Here is a 16,222-nt window from a genome sequence, read left to right on the forward strand (position 1 = left end):
TATTGCAGCCCACTCCCAATTCTGATGACTCTTCCATCGAAGGAAAACTTCTCAGAGTGGTATCACGAGGTCATTCAGACAGCAGAGATAATGGACGTCAGGTATCCGGTTAAGGGGCTTTACGTATGGTTCCCCTTCGGCTTCAAAATCAGGCAGCTCGTTTACTCAAAGCTGAGAGAGATTATGGACAGGGAGCATGATGAGGTTTACTTCCCCGCCCTCATCCCTGAGACCGAGCTTGGCAAGGAGGGAGAGCACATAAAGGGCTTTGAGGACGAGGTTTACTGGATTACCCACGGCGGACTAACGCCCCTTGACGTTAAGCTTGCTTTGAGGCCGACAAGCGAGACTGCAATGTATCCAATGTTCAGACTTTGGGTGAGAAACCACGCTGATTTGCCTTTGAAGGTTTACCAGATAGTAAACACCTTCCGCTACGAAACGAAGCACACGAGACCGCTCATCAGGCTGAGGGAGATCACGTCCTTCAAAGAGGCACACACCGTGCACAAAGACTTTGAAGAGGCAGCGGAGCACGTTAAGAAGGCCATAGGCTTCTATAAAGAGTTTTATGATTTCCTTGCCATTCCCTACATGGTCATCCGCCGTCCCGAGTGGGACAAGTTTCCGGGAGCGGCGTACACAATAGCATTCGACACAATAATGCCCGACGGCAGAACACTGCAGATAGGCACGGTTCACCATTTAGCCGACAACTTCGCCAGAACTTTTGACATAAAGTATGAAGCGCCCAACGGCGAGCACTACTACGCCCACCAGACATGCTATGGAATTTCGGAGAGATGCATTGCAGCTTTGATAAGCGTCCACGGAGACGACCTTGGCCTTGTGCTGCCCTTTGAGGTTGCACCAGTGCAGATAGTCATAATCCCAATTCTCTACAAGGGCAAGGAAGAGGCGGTAATGGAAGCTTGCAGAAAGCTGGCTGAGAAGCTGAAGGCCTTCAGAGTCGTTCTTGATGAAGGGGAGGACAGGCCGGGGGCGAAGTACTACAAGTGGGAGCTTAAGGGCGTGCCCATAAGATTTGAAATAGGGCCGAGGGATGCGGAGAAGGGGGTTGCGGTGGTTTCTTTCAGGGATGAAAAAAGGAAGTTTGAGGTTCCGCTGGATGAGGTAGATGAGGGCAAGGTTCTGGAGTGGGCAAGAGAGCTCAAGCAGAGGCTGAGGAATGCAGCAGCGGAAAGGATGGCAGAGAAAGTGAAGTTTGTTGAAAATACAGGCGAAATTGAAGAATGGGGCGGAGTAGTAGCGGTCTATCTTTGCAGCGATGAGGACTGCGGACACAGCGTTGAAGAGCATGGAAAGAGCCTCCTCGGATGGTTTGAGGAGGTGCCAGACTGGTTGGATTTGGAGCCTGAGGGTAAGTGTGTTGTTTGTGGCAGAGAAGGTAGATTGGCGGCTCTAGCCAAGACTTATTAAATTATTTGAACAATAAATATATATTTTTCTCCCAACTGGCGCGAAAAGGAGTTAAAAATCCAGTTTTCAACCAAACCAATTAAAATATAACAGAAATTTTCCAAAACAGCCTTTTGATAGCTTTTTAGCTCGAATTTTCCCGTATGAAAACTGTTTAAAATCGTCGAAAAATTTAAATGTCAAAGGACATGAGATTATTTCCAGCCAGATTCGTGTGGTTTCGTTACAAATAGACCAACCCTGATAGAATCTGGCATAAAAGTTGGAAAACGCTCCGAATTTGGATATTTCCTTCAGGAGGTGAGAAAAAATGGAGGGTGATGGCGATGATAGTCGGTCGGCATATTATCGCAGAACTGTACGGGGTGAAGGAGGAGCTTATCGCCAAAGAGGAGGTGGTACGCTCCATTGTGGAGGAGGTGGTGGATAAAGCAGAGCTTACGAAAGTAGGCAGCGTTTACAAACAGTTCAATCCCCACGGCGTTACGGGGATTGTTTTGATTGCTGAAAGCCACGTTTCTATACACACATGGCCTGAATACGGGCTTGTTAACCTCGACATTTTCACGTGCGGTGATACAAGCAAGGTCGAGAAGGCCTTTAAGCTGTTCCTTGAGAAGTTCAAGCCAGAATCCTATCGCCACTACGTTCTTGACAGGGGGTAAAATGGACAGGATTGTCAGGCAGATACTGGTAAAGCTCCTTGGAGGAGAAAGAAGCGTTTACGAGCTAATTTACTATCAGGATGCATCGCTGAGGGAGTTCTTTGAACTCCTCAACTCTTTGAGGGATGAGGGGCTGATTGAAGTTGAGAGCGGGAAAGTGAGGATTACCGAGAAGGGCAGGGAGGTTGCCGAGAAAGAGAGGCTAAAGTTCTGCGGAGATGTTGAGTGTGAGTGCTGTGAGGGTACGGGGCTTTCAATCAACCCCTATTTTAAGGAAATTTTGCAGAAGTACTCCGAAATAGCCAAGGACCGCCCCGAAACCATTGAAGTCTATGATCAGGGATTCATCAGCCTTGAAGGTGTGATAAGGAGAGTTGAGTTCGTTTACGACAGAGGAGATTTGAATGGCAGAATTTTTGTCGTCGGCGATGATGATCTATTCGGCATTGCCGCATCGCTGACGGGGATGCCTGAGAAGGTTGCTGTTGTGGACATCGATGAGAGGCTAATCAACTTCATAAACAGGGTGGCTGAGGAGTATAGCCTCAACGTTGAGGCCTTTGTTTATGACGTCCAGCAGGCTTTTCCGGACGAGCTCAAAAGGAAGTTTGACGTCTTCGTCACCGATCCGGTAGAGACAATCCCCGGATTGAAGCTCTTCCTTTCGAGGGGGGTTTCAACGCTTAAGGGCGTTGGTGGAGCTGGATACTTCGGCATAACAACCCTTGAAGCTTCGAGAAGGAAATGGTACGAGATTCAGAGGATGATTCACGACATGGGCTTCATCATCACTGACCTCAGGAGGAGGTTCAACGTTTATCCTGAGGATGAGAAGAACTTCTTCAGATTTCAGGAGAAGCTGCCAATCGTGAGGCATCTGCAGGCGAAGGTGGACTTCAACTGGTACAACTCAACTCTTTTCAGAATTGAGGCCGTGAAGGAGCCCAAGCCCATCGTAGAGGGAGAGATGATAATAGACGAGAAAGTTTACAAGGACGACGAGAGCTGGGCGACCCCCTACTGATCTCTTTTCCATTTTGGATTTTCAAATCGGCAAGCTTATATCTCCGTAACCTTACAAGCCCTAATGCAGGTTCAGGTTTCGCTCAGCAGGGACCTCTCCTTCTTCGACATAACAATGATTGGAATCGCCGGCATGATTGGTGCTGGCGTTTTCGCTCTTACTGGTATCGCAGCGGGTATTGCAGGGCCCGCTATCATTCTTGCATTCTTTCTCAACGGAATAATCGCAACTCTCACGGGCTTGGCCTATGCGGAACTTGGTTCAGCGATGCCTCAGGCTGGAGGAGGGTATCTGTGGATTAAGGAGGCGATGGGGGATTATGCTGGCTTCATGGCGGGCTGGATTGACTGGGCCGCTCACACCATCGCCTGTGCCCTTTACGCGGTGACCTTCGGAGCCTTTTTTGCGGAGATGCTTGTTGGCTTTGTTGGTTTACCTCTACCTCACGTTTTGACCGCGAAGATTTCGTCGCTGGCGATGGTCAGCTTTCTTGCCTATGTTAACTACAGGGGGGCTAAGGAGAGCGGATTTCTCGGCAGCCTAGTGACGGTTTTGAAGGTTCTCATTCTTCTCGTATTTGCAGGGTTTGGAATCATCAAAATGCTGAGCTATCCTGACTGGCAAAGCTCTTTCACACCCTTCTTCCCCACAGGCTTCGCAGGGGTGCTTGCGGCAATGGGGCTGACCTTCATTGCCTTCGAGGGCTTTGAGATAATCGTCCAGAGCGGTGAGGAGGTTAAGGACCCCGAGAAGAACATTCCCAAAGCAATAGTCGTTTCGCTGTGGGTTGCAGTTGCCATTTACATTCTCATTGCCTTCTCTCTTCTGGGGGCTGTTAGGGCTGATGTGCCGAGCTGGATGTATCTCGGCCAGCTGGCGGAGCTGAGCCTTGTCAAGGTTGCGGACAGCATCATGCCCCTTGGCGGGTGGATGATTCTGGCAGGAGGGCTGATTTCAACCATAAGCGCAATGAACGCCACAATTTACTCCTCCTCGAGGGTAATCTTTGCTTTAAGCCGCTCCGGCTACCTACACCGCTCTCTTTCAGCGATAAACGAGAGAACCAAAACCCCACACTACGCCATCTTTTTCAGCTATATTATAATCGCCGCAGCTTCTCTCGCTCCAATTGAGGCGGTAGCATCTGCGGCAAGCCTGATGTTCATAATCCTCTTTCTCGCTGTTAACGTCACGCTCATCATTCTCCGCCTGAGGAGGCCGGACATTCAGAGCGCCTTCCGCCTTCCGCTCGTGCCGGTACTTCCAGCCATTGCCGCGGCTCTGCTCGCAGTCGTCTCATACTTCCTCATAACGCAGGTTGAACACGGAGAGGGTGTTTTCCTGATCACAATTGCGTGGATGTTCCTCGGCTCCTTCTTCTACTTTGCCTACTCCGAAAAGGAGCTGGAGAAGAGGGAGGAAGAGGAAGTAATGACGGTCTTCACCGAAAAACCTGTGGAGAAAATGGAGTACACGATTCTCGTTCCCGTTGCAAATCCGGTAATTGCTAAAAAGCTCGTTAGGTTTGCTGAGTTAATAGCGAGGAAGAAGAAGGGGGCGGTTGTCATTCTCAACACCGTGAGGCTTCCTCAGCAAACTCCAATATCTGCTCCAGCTAAAGATGTGAAGAAGGCCAAGGAGCTTGTTGAAGGACTTATGAACCTCAGCGTTCCCTCGGGCGGGGTGGTAAAGGTGAGCCACAGCGTTTCGGAAGCGATTCTCAGCACCGCTGAAGAGTGGAAGGCTAACATGATCGTCATGGGATGGAGAGGCAGAACCTTCAGGAGGGACGTCGTTCTTGGCAGCACCATCGACCCTGTGCTTTTGAAGGCGAAATGCGATGTTGTGGTGATACGATTTGAACCGGGAGAGAAGATTCCCGAATTCAGGGACGTTTTGATTTCCACAATTGGCGGACCGCACGCCAAGCTTGGTTACGAGATTGCAAGGGCTTTGGTTGAGGACAAGAGCGGAAGGATTAAGCTGCTTTACGTCGGAAGCTCGGAAAAGGAGAGGGAAAAGGCGGAGAAAGTGTTTGAAGAGGCTATGGAGATTTTGAATGGGCTTAACGTGGAAAGGGAATTTGCCATCAGCTCCTCCCCCTCTGACGTCGTGGCGAGAGAGGCGGAGAGCTTTGATTTGGTAATAGTAGGCGCATCGGAGAGAACCTTCCTGAAGAACTTTCTCACAGGACTGTTTCCGGAGAAAGTGGTTATGAAAACGTCGAAGACCGTTGCTATGACAAGGAAGTGGGTCGGGCTGCTGAATCGCTAAACCTTTTCCATTTTCTTTGCAAATTTTCTGTAGATTTCAAACAGCTCAGGAGTTGCGAGGTGTATTTCGAAGGGGGCAAAGACGTCAATATCTTTGAGAATTTGCCCAACAATTTTCGCCCTGTCCTCGTTTCTTTTTGGAACATGTTTGGATACGATTAAGATGTCGATGTCGTTCGCTGGAGTGTGTCTGCCCTCAACAACCGAGCCGAAAACGTACACTTCAGCATCCTCAAGCATTTTTTTGGCCAGCTTCTTTATGATCTTGGCATAGTGGCGGTAGTTCTCGAAGTACTTCCTCTCCTCTCTGGCCGTTTCAATGAAAACATCAAAGCTCATAAGGCATCAACCAGATCTCGGATTTTCCTCGCCAATTTTAGCATGTTCTCAACTTCTATCCTCTCAAATTCCGATGGAATGTAGCGGGAGGTTATGTAGGCATTCTCCACATTGGAGATTCTGTCTATGTTCTCCCTCATGAACTCCTCAACAGCATCAATTTTTCCCGAAGCCTTCCCAATCTCCCTGAGTAATCGCTTTATCGAGGGCGTTTTCGGATAATCGCCAACTTTTTTGAAAAGAGCGTACTTCAGGTAAAGCTCGACAAATTGCTGGATGTTGAAGGCTGCAATATCGTAAACCCCAGATTCAATCAACTGTTCAGCATTTTTAAGGAACTTGAAAGCTCTCTCCCTTAAAATTTCCATTTCCTCAATGCCCATTGAAGTTTAATTGGCACCAAAAGTAATTAACCTTTCCATCAACAGCCATTATGCCCAAACTCGGCTTCGTTCAGGTTGAGGTTTCGACGAGGTGTCAGCTTAGCTGCCTGATGTGCCCGAAATCCTGCTTTAGCGATGAGTGGATAGCCAAGGACATGAATATGGAAACTTTCAGGCTCATCCCCTTCAAAAAGTTCCATTACGCCCATCTGCAGGGCTGGGGGGAGCCTCTGCTCAACCCGAACATTGGGGAGATGGTTGATATTGCTGCAAAAAGCTGCAAAGTTGGTTTGACGACCAACGGCCTGCTAATTGACCACCATATCGACTCAATCCTGAAGCTCGACCTTCTTGCCGTCTCAGTTGCAAGCGGTGATGCGAGACAGCATGAAAGGGTGAGGGGATGCAGCCTTGAAAAGCTTGCAGGGAATATAAAGCTTGTCTCAGAGAGCAGAGGCAAAAGGCCGAAAATCGTGATTGCGACGATGATGCTGAAATCCACAATTGAGTCTCTCCCCAAACTCATCGATTTCGCCGCCGAATGCGGGGCGGATGAGGTTATAGCCAACAACCTCGATTACATTCCCTCGAAAGAGCTTGTGGGAGAGGAGGTTTTTGGGTTAACGGCTGATAAAGACGTGGAAAAGGCTGTGGAGCAGGCTGGAAAGAGGGCGGAGGAGCTGGGAATTGGCTTTATCGCAAAGCCGAGACTGATGGAGGAGGCTTTGGTCTGTGCAGAAAACCCGGTGGAGAACTGCGTTGTTGCAGTTGATGGCAGAATTGCTCCCTGCGCTTACCTCAATCTGCCCACAGCAAGCGAAACAATTCCAAGGTGGTTCAGGGGAAGGACTGTGGAGGTTCCGAAGGTTTACTTCTCCAGCTTTAAGGAGTGGTTGAAGAGCGATTTCAGAGACACCTTTAAGAGACGCCTTCAGGTTCTCCACCAGTCTCTGCCAACCGAACTCCCTCCACTCCCACAGCCCTGCAGAACCTGCTACAAGGCCTATTCAGTCTAAATCGAACACAACCGTCCTGTTGAAGTAGTGCGGATGGAACTGTCTCATCCATTCGGGAATCGTCGAGTAGTCGAACTTCATGAAAATCTCCACCCTTCCCTTGTAGCCAGCCTTCCTCAGCTCAAGCTCAAGGTTTCTGTCGAGCTCATCCAGAGAGTGGCCTTTGGCCACAATTTCTTCATTCTCCGCAACCCAGACATCCCCAAATCTTAGAGTGAAACTGAGCTTCACCATAAAAAATCACATAACCTCAAAATAAAAAAATTAGGTGTAAAGGTGGGCGATCATCTGGTAGCTGATGTAGTAAAGAATGCCCAGCAGTATTATTGCCAGAATCAGGCTCGCTATGACCAGCTTTTTCTCTATGGGCAGTATCTCCTCCATGCCCACGATGACTCTCTCTGTTCCGCACGCTGCACATCTGAGTATCTCTCTGTCTCCCTCAGAGACTATCTCGGCCATCTTTCCGCAGTTCGGACAGGGCTCCTCTCTCGCCATTTTCACCACCTCACTTCAGGAACAGCAGGTGCACGTCGTGGAAGAACAGGTAGCTTATGGCCAGTCCAATCCAGATGATGAAGCCGAAGAGGCAGACGAAGTACACTAAAGCGAGCCTGCCGAGCCCCTCTTTGCGCAACACTGAGAAGTCGGATATCACTCCGATGCTGAAGAAGGTCAGGGCGAAGAATATCCTCCTGAGGCTGTTCATCTCGTTGACTGCAGCGCTGAATGGAGCGTAAGCTGCCTTGAACTGCTCGGTGGTCAGCTCGGAAACGCTGACTCCAAGGCTCGCTGCGTAGGCGTTGATTGCTGCTGATGTGAGCCATGCAACGATGACGAAGGTCAGGAAGTAGCCGATGACGAACTTGGGGAATCTGTACCAGATTTCAACTTTCTCCACCTTCTCTCCCGGCCTTCTCTCGATCCAGTAAACCCAGACAACTGCAAGGATGAATGCCCATACGCCAATGAATATGTCAATGAATATCTTCGTCGTAACAGCGGCGTTGAGAATCCAGCCTTTGAGTGGTTCGTATTCAGGATTCCAGCCCAGTATCAGAGCTTCAACCACTTCACACTTGCAGTGGCAGCACCGTCGGTTTTGACAGCGAGTCCCATCCATGCTCCAGCCACGAGGGGCTGGTGCTGCAGGAAGGTTGCGGCAAGGAAAGGTAGGAAGAGCAGCTCAACCACAGCAAAGACGATAACGAGCGATGCAACCATGACTGGCACCACTGGCCTTGCCCTGATGGCTCCTCCAGTTGCTATGGCCGCTGAAACACCGCAAATTGAGATACCCGACGCAAGCGGAGCAGCCCACTCCCTGCTGAAGCCGAAGTACCTCCTTGCAACCCAGTAAACGAGGGCCCAGTAAATCAGGTAGGCTTCTACAATTGCACAGAGACCTCTGAAGAGGTAGTTGTACAGAATCTCAGGTGGAATCGTAGGAGCCTTGATACCCACAACAGCACCGAGCAGAACGATGGCAGTTTTGATGAACCACTCGGGCTTGGCAGCTTCTTTAAGCCAGTTGGCAAAGCCCTTGAAGAAGTTTCCTATAATCAGGCCGAGAATCAGAGCAAAGATGTATCCTGCCTCGCCCGTCATGCGCAGCGACCACGGCACTCCAGCCTTTGCTGGGTCAGTTGCTGCAATGTAGGCATTGTGGCCAATCACCCAGCAAATCCATGTTAAGATGAATATTACTGTAAAGGCCGCGGCAAACTTTCCACCCTTCCAGCCCATCGCTACAGCGCCGATGGTTGTGAGAATCAGCAGAACAAGCCATGATACAACAAAGGAGCCAATCGGTCCGAGGTAGGCAAAGTTCTTGCTCGTCGGCCCCATGGCTTTTGAAACATCAACCCAGGTGCTTGACTTTACTACCCATCCCATGATGTCCGCACCGTACGCAGTAGCAAGGCAAAGCACGAACAGCAGCATTCCAAGCCAGAAAGCCCACCAGTCCTCTTTCTTCCACAGTGAAGACCAGTCAATTCTCCTCTCTTCTGCCATACCACCACCTCTCAACCGTCCACTACTCGCAAATCAACAAATCCCACATTCATAATTTGGTTTTAACAAAATATTAGAATATCGTCAAAAAAAGCGTCAAATAGTGTTATGCTACCCTCATAACCTCCCTTCCCTCTTCTGTGACCTCCAGAACCTTCATTCTTCCATCTTTAATCATTTTGATTAGTCCCCTTTCAGCGAGATACGCCACCCTCTTTTTGGCCGTGTTCCTCGTTATGCCAAAGTTGGTCATGACATCCTTTATTGAAGGCCTCTCCCCCACTCTGTTTTGGGCGTAAACGAACCTAAGAATTTCGTAGATTTCTGCAGGCATCTCAATTTTCTTGCTCTTTATGGCGCAGCACTCCATCTTCAACAGCTTCATCTCCCTCTCACCGAGCAGCTCGCTTTCCGTGCACACAACCAGAATCCCCTTGTTAAGAACGAAGAAAACATCCTTGAGCCTCTGTATAAGCTCATAAACCTCCTCGAAGTTCCTCTTTATCAGAAGGTAGTCGATGTCGAGCAGCACAGCATTCTTCCATCCCGGCATGTTCAAAATCTCCCTGTATATTCTGTCCGGGTCAGGTTCAAGTGTGCCGTCTCTTTTCTTTGCAGAGAGCATAAGGTGGTTACCCTCCTCGATTCCGAGAACCTCTGGATATCTTCTGCTTATCACCCTACCATTGTAACCGCACCTAATTAGGTCGTTAATAACGTCCACCGCCGTGTCGAAGCTGTCAGCGAAGTAAACTCTCCCCCTCTCAACCTCATACTTCAGCATTCTCCTCTCTGCCTCCCTCTCTGCCTGCCTCTTTTCTGAAATGTCTCTCGTAATTATCGAAATTCCTGAAAGCTCTCCCATCTCGTTGAGCAGTGGAGAAACTGTGACCTCCACGTCAATGACCACTCCGTCTTTCCTTAACCTTCTCGTCTCGAACCTCAGTCCAGACTCTCCTTCCCTTATTCTCCTGATTATGAACTCCGTCTCACCCTTAATCTCCTCAGGAAGGAGCTTGGAAGCCGGCATCCCCAGTGCCTCATCTCTTCTCCACCCAAAAAGTCTTTCGGCAGTCCTGTTCCAGCTCGTTATCTTCCCTTCTAGGTTTACGGAGTAAATGGCGTCATTGGAGTTCTCCACAATGCTTGCAAGCTGCTGCAGCCCTTTCTGAACTTCGAGAATTTCTCTCGTCCTTCTTTCCAGCTCTTCGCATGTGTTCTTAAGCTCAATTTCAGCCTTCTTCCTCCTCGTTATGTCTCTCATTATGGCCACAAAGCCTATAACTTCTCCATTGGAATCGTGAATGCTGGTGAGAGTCTGGTCAACTATTATCATCTCTCCATCCTTCCTTATTCTCGGAGCCTCAATGTCCTTGACATGTCCCTCAACAACTGCTCTCTTGAAGTTCTCGGTGCACTGCTGCCAGCGCTCCTTGGGCATTAAGAAGTTTAGAGGCTTCCCTACAGCTTCCTCGGCAGTATAGCCAAACATCATCTCCGCACCGCGATTCCACACCGTAATTCTGCTGTCAACATCAAGAATGACTATGGCATCGACAGAGTGCTCAAGAATCTCTCTGAAGAAGGCAAGCTGTCTCTCGATTTTTCTTCTTGTAGAGATGTCTCTGGCGAGGCATCTGTAAGTTCCACCGTCCTTTTTTACGATAACTTCAACAGGGGTTATTTTTCCGTCTTTAATTATTTCGTACTCAAATTTTCCAGATTCGAGCTTCTCAACGGGAAAATGCTCGAGGACGTCTCTTACGGGCTTTCCCTGAACATCTCCGAACTTGTCCCTAAAATTGGGGGACGCAAAAGTGATACAGTAATGGCTGTCGAGCTCAAAAAGCCAGCCATCCATCTCCTCAACAACACTCCTGAACCTCCTCTCACTCTCTTCCAGCGACTCTTTTTCTTTCCTAAGCTCTTCAACCATCCAGTTAAAGGCCTTTGCCAGTTCTCCAAACTCATCGGTGGATTTGGGAGTCACTGTTCTAATCTCTCCACTCACCACACTCTGAAAGGCATCCCTAAGTTCCTCCAACGGCTCAAGGATGCTTCCAGCAGAGAAGAGAGAGACAATCAGGACTATAACCACCACGTAGAGGTAGTATACTGGTGGAACGCCCATCTCCACCAGAGAAATTCCGAGAAGCAGTGAAAGGATGGATATTACGGTTAGCATCAGAACAAATCTGACGAAAACTTTCATAGCGCACCACTCCCCAGCAATAAAAGGACGAAAGCAACTCCCACTGCCCAACCGGCGTATGAGGCAAAAAGAGGCTTCACTCCAACCCTCTGCACCCTTCCTACGTTTACCGTGTAGCAGATTGCCGCAAGAGTCGTGGCGAACATCACAGTGGCAAGCGGTCTCAATGCCTGCACGACCTCTCCCGGCAAATAGGTTGAGGAGAACAGCGCCACTCCAAGGAAGCTCACGATGTACCACGGTACGTAAAACCTGCTCTCCGAGTAGATTATTGAAAGAATGAGGACGACGAGGGCTATCATTGCAATTCTGATTCCTTTTATCGCCAGTGCCTCTTCCTCAACACCAAAAAGCTGAGAGGAGATTTTCACAATCCCCGTTTGGTGAAGCGTAGCCCCTGCAAGAACGGCAAACTCATCGGGGGAGATGCTGGCGTAGTGGGCTATGCTTGGATACAGTATAGCTCCAGTGAGCCCTACGGCTGTTATAATCATAATTGCTGCCGAAAACTCCTCTTTCCTTGGTTTTATAAGGGGAGAGATTATTGCAATTGCCGAAACACCGCAAATACCACTTCCGCAGGCAAGAAGAATGGACATCTGCCTGCTTAGCTTTAACCGAGACGAGAGCCAGAAAACGGTGAGAAAGATTAGGGAGGTTGAGATGAGCGTTGCAGCCACAATTTCTGGATGGAACTCGCCCAGATAGGGGATGTTGATGTTCACACCGTAAAGGGTTATACCAATGGGGAGGAGGAAGGGAACGTATCTCTCAACCACTCTTTTCTTTTCCTCGTCCCTCTGGAGGTTTCCCGCCACTATACCAAAAACAAGAGCCAGAAAGAGGGGTTCAAGGGCAGGATCAGCAAGGTTTATGATATAAGCAGCTGCACCGCAAAGTAAAAGCAGCAATAGCATCTGAAGGTTTTTTCTCGAAACGGGCAACTCTCTGGCAACTTCAATCAGTTTTACCGTCTCGCGCATCTGCTAAATAGTCTGTACCAACATATATAAAATTTGTTTTGGGAGTAATTTTAAATACAATTTCCCCGAAGCGGAGACGTGGAGAGCGTTGAGCTTGAGGTTCTCAAACTCCTTGAGGAGAACGCAAGAATGAGCGAGGAGGAAATAGCCGAGGTTCTGGCACTGCCCGTTGACAGAGTTAAGGAGATCATTAAGAAGTTCGAGGATGATGGGGTTATTCTGAAGTACAAAGCCATCGTTGACTGGGAAAAGCTGCAGGAGGATTTTGTTTACGCTTTGATAAACGTTAAGGTCTCTTTGACGAGGGAGAAGGGGTATGATGATATTGCCAAGAGAATCGCCAAGTTCAGCGAAGTGCATGCGGTGAGGCTTGTAAGCGGTGAGTACGACTTTCAGGTTGTGGTAAAGGGGAAGAGCTTGAAGGACATCGCCTTCTTTGTTGCTGAGAAGATTTCGACCATTCCTGAGGTGAGGGATACCTTCACGCACTTCGTGCTGAGAACGTACAAGGAGGAAGGTGTGAATCTGTTTGAAGATGAGGAAGACAGGAGGCTTGCCTTTGTCCCGTAGACTTGCGAGAAGGGTTGAGGAGCTGAAGCCGTCGGGAATAAGGAGATTTTTCGACTTAGTGGTGGGAAGGGATGATGTGATAAGTCTCGGCGTTGGAGAGCCAGACTTCCCCGTGCCGTGGAGGATAAGGGAGGAGATGATTTACTCGCTGGAAAAGGGATACACATCCTACACATCCAACCTCGGCCTGCCGGAGCTGAGGGAGGGGATTGCGGAGTATTATACGAGGTTCGGCGTCAAGGCTCTGCCCGAGCAGGTCATGGTTACCTCAGGCGTTAGCGAGGGCGTTGACATTGCAATCAGAGCTCTGATAGAGCCGGGCGATGCTGCTCTCATCCCTGAGCCGTGCTACGTGAGCTACAAACCACTCGTTGAGATATGCGGCGGTGAAGCCGTGACGATTCCCACCGCTCCGGAGTTCAGGCTCACCTACGAGATGCTGATGCAGTACAGGGATGCGAAGGCCAAAATTCTCGTTTTGAACTACCCCGCAAATCCCACGGGTGTGAGCTACTCGAAGAAGGAGCTTGAGGAGATTGCTGACGCTGTAAACGAGCTCGACCTCATCGTTCTGTCCGATGAGATTTACGCTGAGCTCACCTACACGGGAAGGCATGTTTCCATGGCCGCGCTGAACGGAATGGAGGACAGAGTTGTTATTTTCAACGGCTTCTCCAAAGCGTTCGCAATGACCGGAATGAGGGTCGGCTACGTGATTGCCCCACCTGACATCTTTGCGGGGATGCTGAAAATTCACCAGTACTGCATGCTCTGCGCTCCAATAACGGGACAGATAGGGGCGATTGAGGCTCTGAGGAGCCTTGACGAAGTGGAGAGGATGAGGGCAGAGTACATGAGAAGAAGGAATTTTGTGGTCAAAAGATTGAGCGAGATTTTTGAGATAAAGAAGCCTGAAGGAGCATTTTACGCTTTTCCGAAGATTTCCTCAACCGGAATGTCCAGCGAGGAGTTTGCAGAGAAGCTGCTGCTCGAGAAAAGCGTTGCGGTTGTGCCGGGAAATGCCTTCGGCGAGTGCGGGGAGGGCTACGTAAGATTGGCTTACGCTGTGAAGTTCGAGAAGCTGAAGGAAGCAATGGACAGAATAAAGGAGTTTGTTGAGGAGCATGGTGAGGGTTAAGCTTTTCGCAAACTTCAGGGAGGCGGCGGGAGTTAAGGAGGTTGAGGTTGAAGCCGGAACTGTGGGAGAGGTGCTGCAGGAGCTGGTAAGGAGGTTTCCGAAGCTCGAAAGCCTGTTTTACGAGGAGGGAAGGCTGAGGGACTACGTCAACATCATGGTCAACGGGAGGAACGTTAGAGGGGATTTGAATTACCCGCTCAGCCACACAGATGAGGTCGCAATATTCCCGCCGGTGAGCGGGGGGTAGGAGAAATTTTCCGTAGAACAGCTTACACTTTTGAAAGATAAATATTTATTGCCCAGGGTTAAATTTTAAGCGATGGATAGTAAGGCCGTATCGCCCCTCATAGGATTCGTTTTGATGCTTGCCATCATAATGGGGTTAATCGGAATCATGCAGGCCCAGTGGGTGCCTGTTTGGAATAAAGAGGTTGAGGCGGAACATTTATCAAAGCTTGAATTTGAGGCTTCAGAAATCCCAAAAATTATGTTTATTTCCGCTACAACTGGAAAACAGGGGGTTGCGAGCATAGATGCAGGTTGTGAGTACCCAAACAGGGGGTTTCTGATAAATCCTTCAACAGCATCAACATCCTTAAAAGCAATTCCTCTAAGCGTTGATGTTAAGTTCAACGAAACGCTGCCTAATGGCAGTTTATTCCGTTACAGCAACAAGTTTACAACCTATGCAATAATTGTTCAACCAAACTACTTTTACATGCAAAAACCTGAAATAATCGTAGAGCACTCTGCCGTAATCAAAACCAGCGGAAATTCCGCCCTCAACGTTTCCTCACCCGTCTCATTTTCGAGGAATAAAGTTCACCTGTTTATCGTAAACTCCACCTTCAGTTCAATTTCTACACCTAATACACTAAATCTTCAATTTATCCCTGTCTCATATGGTGGAGATACCTTTGTCAAAAATGCATCAATAACTCTAAAAGTGTTAGATGAAACCTTTGACTGGTGGAATAAAACTTTAAAGAATATTTTTGGAGCGGGCAACGTTACAGCCGATGGGAGTAGGAAGGAAATGACCTTTAGGCTTTTCAACACGACGTTGAGCATGAGTTATCTGATTGTTCAGGCTTCGATTGGTGAAAGAGCTAAACTTAATGAGAGAATCGAACCTTACAGAATCTTTGCTACTTCAAGCAATACTCTGTCAATGCTGAAAGGAGAGCAAAGAGAGTTGAATGTAAAGGTTTTGGATATCTACAACAACCCCGTTAGAGGGTATTCACGTGTTAGCTATTCTGTTGTTTCCGGGGGCGATAAGTGTCGCATTGTGTCAGCATCCCCTCAAACTGATGAGAAAGGAGTTTTTACGGTTACGGTTGAAGCAGTGAATTCTGGCAACTGTGATGTAGAGTTTCGGATAGATAGCATAAATTCAGGATTCAACAAAACTAAATTTTCGATAACTGTTATTCCTGTTAGTTCTGGAGGGTTAGGAGGACAAGGATATTTGTCTTTCACTCCTGCATCAAGAGGGTTGGTTGAGATATACCATGGCCCTGTAAACGGGTTTATCGATCCAACAAAACCGCCTGCAGAGAGTCCAAGAGATTTAATCACAGACCCAAACTGGGAGCCATATGCTCTGGAAGACAAAGAACTGGCTGCTTATAATGATGGATCCTGGGACTGGTGGTCAGGCGAATATGTGCCCACCTCTGGATATTTGGAAAAAACGCAAAATAATGCTCAGTCTAAACAAAATAGCCAAAAGAATCATGCCTCCCAGTTGTTTGAGTTTAATGTCGGAGATGTACAAATGAGTAGTTTGAAAGTCTTCTGGAACGGTATTGCTTGGTTGGATGTGCAAAATAATCGCAATGATGGAGTTGTTCTTTACGTCTGGAATGGAACTGGTTGGGAATACCTGTGTGACACGACATCAAGTAGCGAAGTGTGGTTGCAATGCGAAAAGAGAGGTAACTACATCCAAAACAAGAAAGTGTACTTGCTAATAGTCCAAAATGACTGGACACAAACTTGGAAAGGCAACAGAGACTCGCAAATATACACCGACTACATCGAACTTGACATTCTGACTTGAGAAGGCAGAGTCTTGGAAATATAGTTTTTTCAAAAACAATAGGAACAAAGTTTACGAAAATAAAACTGATTTGCCCAAACCATCACTAAGCTTAACCA

15 protein-coding genes and 1 pseudogene are annotated in these 16,222 nt (G+C 48.4%); 9 read left to right on the top strand and 7 right to left on the bottom strand.

What is annotated here, in order from left to right:
- Positions 1-24: 24 nt before the first annotated feature.
- The 4 genes from proS to AF_RS08115 all read left to right on the top strand — a co-directional run bounded on the left by proS (position 25) and on the right by AF_RS08115 (position 5,403).
- Positions 25-1,440, top strand: coding sequence for a proline--tRNA ligase (gene proS, locus AF_RS08100; RefSeq protein ID WP_048064425.1), 1,416 nt, complete (start codon positions 25-27; stop codon positions 1,438-1,440).
- A gap of 326 nt (positions 1,441-1,766) precedes the next feature.
- Positions 1,767-2,105, top strand: coding sequence for an adenosylmethionine decarboxylase (gene speD, locus AF_RS08105; RefSeq protein ID WP_010879107.1), 339 nt, complete (start codon positions 1,767-1,769; stop codon positions 2,103-2,105).
- A gap of 1 nt (position 2,106) precedes the next feature.
- Positions 2,107-3,129, top strand: coding sequence for a bis-aminopropyl spermidine synthase family protein (locus AF_RS08110; RefSeq protein WP_048064426.1), 1,023 nt, complete (start codon positions 2,107-2,109; stop codon positions 3,127-3,129).
- Between the two features lie 63 nt (positions 3,130-3,192).
- A complete protein-coding gene (locus AF_RS08115; RefSeq protein ID WP_010879109.1) occupies positions 3,193-5,403 on the top strand; it encodes an amino acid transporter in 2,211 nt (736 codons plus the stop codon).
- On the opposite strand, the gene AF_RS08120 is transcribed toward AF_RS08115, so the two are convergent.
- Both AF_RS08120 and AF_RS08125 read right to left on the bottom strand, forming a co-directional pair.
- Positions 5,400-5,741: a nucleotidyltransferase domain-containing protein gene (locus tag AF_RS08120; protein ID WP_010879110.1), complete on the bottom strand. Its 342-nt coding sequence runs from the start codon at positions 5,739-5,741 to the stop codon at positions 5,400-5,402. The two genes, AF_RS08115 and AF_RS08120, sit on opposite strands and share 4 nt — an antisense overlap.
- Positions 5,738-6,124: a HEPN domain-containing protein gene (locus AF_RS08125; protein WP_010879111.1), complete on the bottom strand. Its 387-nt coding sequence runs from the start codon at positions 6,122-6,124 to the stop codon at positions 5,738-5,740. The genes AF_RS08120 and AF_RS08125 overlap by 4 nt, the downstream gene beginning before the upstream one ends.
- 50 nt (positions 6,125-6,174) lie before the next feature.
- Between AF_RS08125 and AF_RS08130 the strand changes: the two genes are divergently transcribed.
- Complete coding sequence (locus tag AF_RS08130) at positions 6,175-7,140, top strand: radical SAM protein (protein ID WP_010879112.1); 966 nt, start codon at positions 6,175-6,177, stop codon at positions 7,138-7,140.
- On the opposite strand, the gene AF_RS08135 is transcribed toward AF_RS08130, so the two are convergent.
- The 5 genes and pseudogenes from AF_RS08135 to AF_RS12920 all read right to left on the bottom strand — a co-directional run bounded on the left by AF_RS08135 (position 7,132) and on the right by AF_RS12920 (position 12,351).
- Positions 7,132-7,374, bottom strand: a complete 243-nt coding sequence (locus AF_RS08135) for a DUF5395 domain-containing protein (protein ID WP_010879113.1) — start codon at positions 7,372-7,374, stop codon at positions 7,132-7,134. The two genes, AF_RS08130 and AF_RS08135, sit on opposite strands and share 9 nt — an antisense overlap.
- A gap of 30 nt (positions 7,375-7,404) precedes the next feature.
- Complete coding sequence (locus AF_RS08140; protein WP_010879114.1) at positions 7,405-7,638, bottom strand: hypothetical protein; 234 nt, start codon at positions 7,636-7,638, stop codon at positions 7,405-7,407.
- Between the two features lie 10 nt (positions 7,639-7,648).
- Positions 7,649-9,156: pseudogene (locus AF_RS13900) on the bottom strand (putative sulfate exporter family transporter).
- A gap of 106 nt (positions 9,157-9,262) precedes the next feature.
- The gene (locus AF_RS08150) at positions 9,263-11,368 is read right to left on the bottom strand and encodes a PAS domain S-box protein (protein ID WP_048064427.1); all 2,106 of its coding nucleotides are present in this window, start codon (positions 11,366-11,368) and stop codon (positions 9,263-9,265) included.
- The gene (locus tag AF_RS12920) at positions 11,365-12,351 is read right to left on the bottom strand and encodes a YeiH family protein (protein WP_010879118.1); all 987 of its coding nucleotides are present in this window, start codon (positions 12,349-12,351) and stop codon (positions 11,365-11,367) included. The genes AF_RS08150 and AF_RS12920 overlap by 4 nt, the downstream gene beginning before the upstream one ends.
- A 78-nt stretch (positions 12,352-12,429) precedes the next feature.
- Here AF_RS12920 and AF_RS08160 point away from each other — a divergent pair, with 78 nt between their 5' ends.
- The 4 genes from AF_RS08160 to AF_RS08175 all read left to right on the top strand — a co-directional run bounded on the left by AF_RS08160 (position 12,430) and on the right by AF_RS08175 (position 16,124).
- The gene (locus AF_RS08160; RefSeq protein ID WP_010879119.1) at positions 12,430-12,921 is read left to right on the top strand and encodes an Lrp/AsnC family transcriptional regulator; all 492 of its coding nucleotides are present in this window, start codon (positions 12,430-12,432) and stop codon (positions 12,919-12,921) included.
- On the top strand, positions 12,887-14,059 hold the full coding sequence (locus tag AF_RS08165; protein ID WP_010879120.1) for a pyridoxal phosphate-dependent aminotransferase: 1,173 nt from the start codon (positions 12,887-12,889) through the stop codon (positions 14,057-14,059). The genes AF_RS08160 and AF_RS08165 overlap by 35 nt, the downstream gene beginning before the upstream one ends.
- Positions 14,046-14,306 carry a ubiquitin-like small modifier protein 1 gene (locus AF_RS08170; protein WP_010879121.1) on the top strand — a complete coding sequence of 87 codons (261 nt, stop codon included), beginning with the start codon at positions 14,046-14,048 and terminating at the stop codon, positions 14,304-14,306. The genes AF_RS08165 and AF_RS08170 overlap by 14 nt, the downstream gene beginning before the upstream one ends.
- Positions 14,307-14,378: 72 nt before the next feature.
- The gene (locus AF_RS08175) at positions 14,379-16,124 is read left to right on the top strand and encodes an Ig-like domain-containing protein (RefSeq protein WP_010879122.1); all 1,746 of its coding nucleotides are present in this window, start codon (positions 14,379-14,381) and stop codon (positions 16,122-16,124) included.
- Positions 16,125-16,222 lie beyond the last annotated feature (98 nt).

Origin of the sequence: Archaeoglobus fulgidus DSM 4304 (assembly GCF_000008665.1) — an archaeon.
GTDB classification, from domain to species: domain Archaea; phylum Halobacteriota; class Archaeoglobi; order Archaeoglobales; family Archaeoglobaceae; genus Archaeoglobus; species Archaeoglobus fulgidus.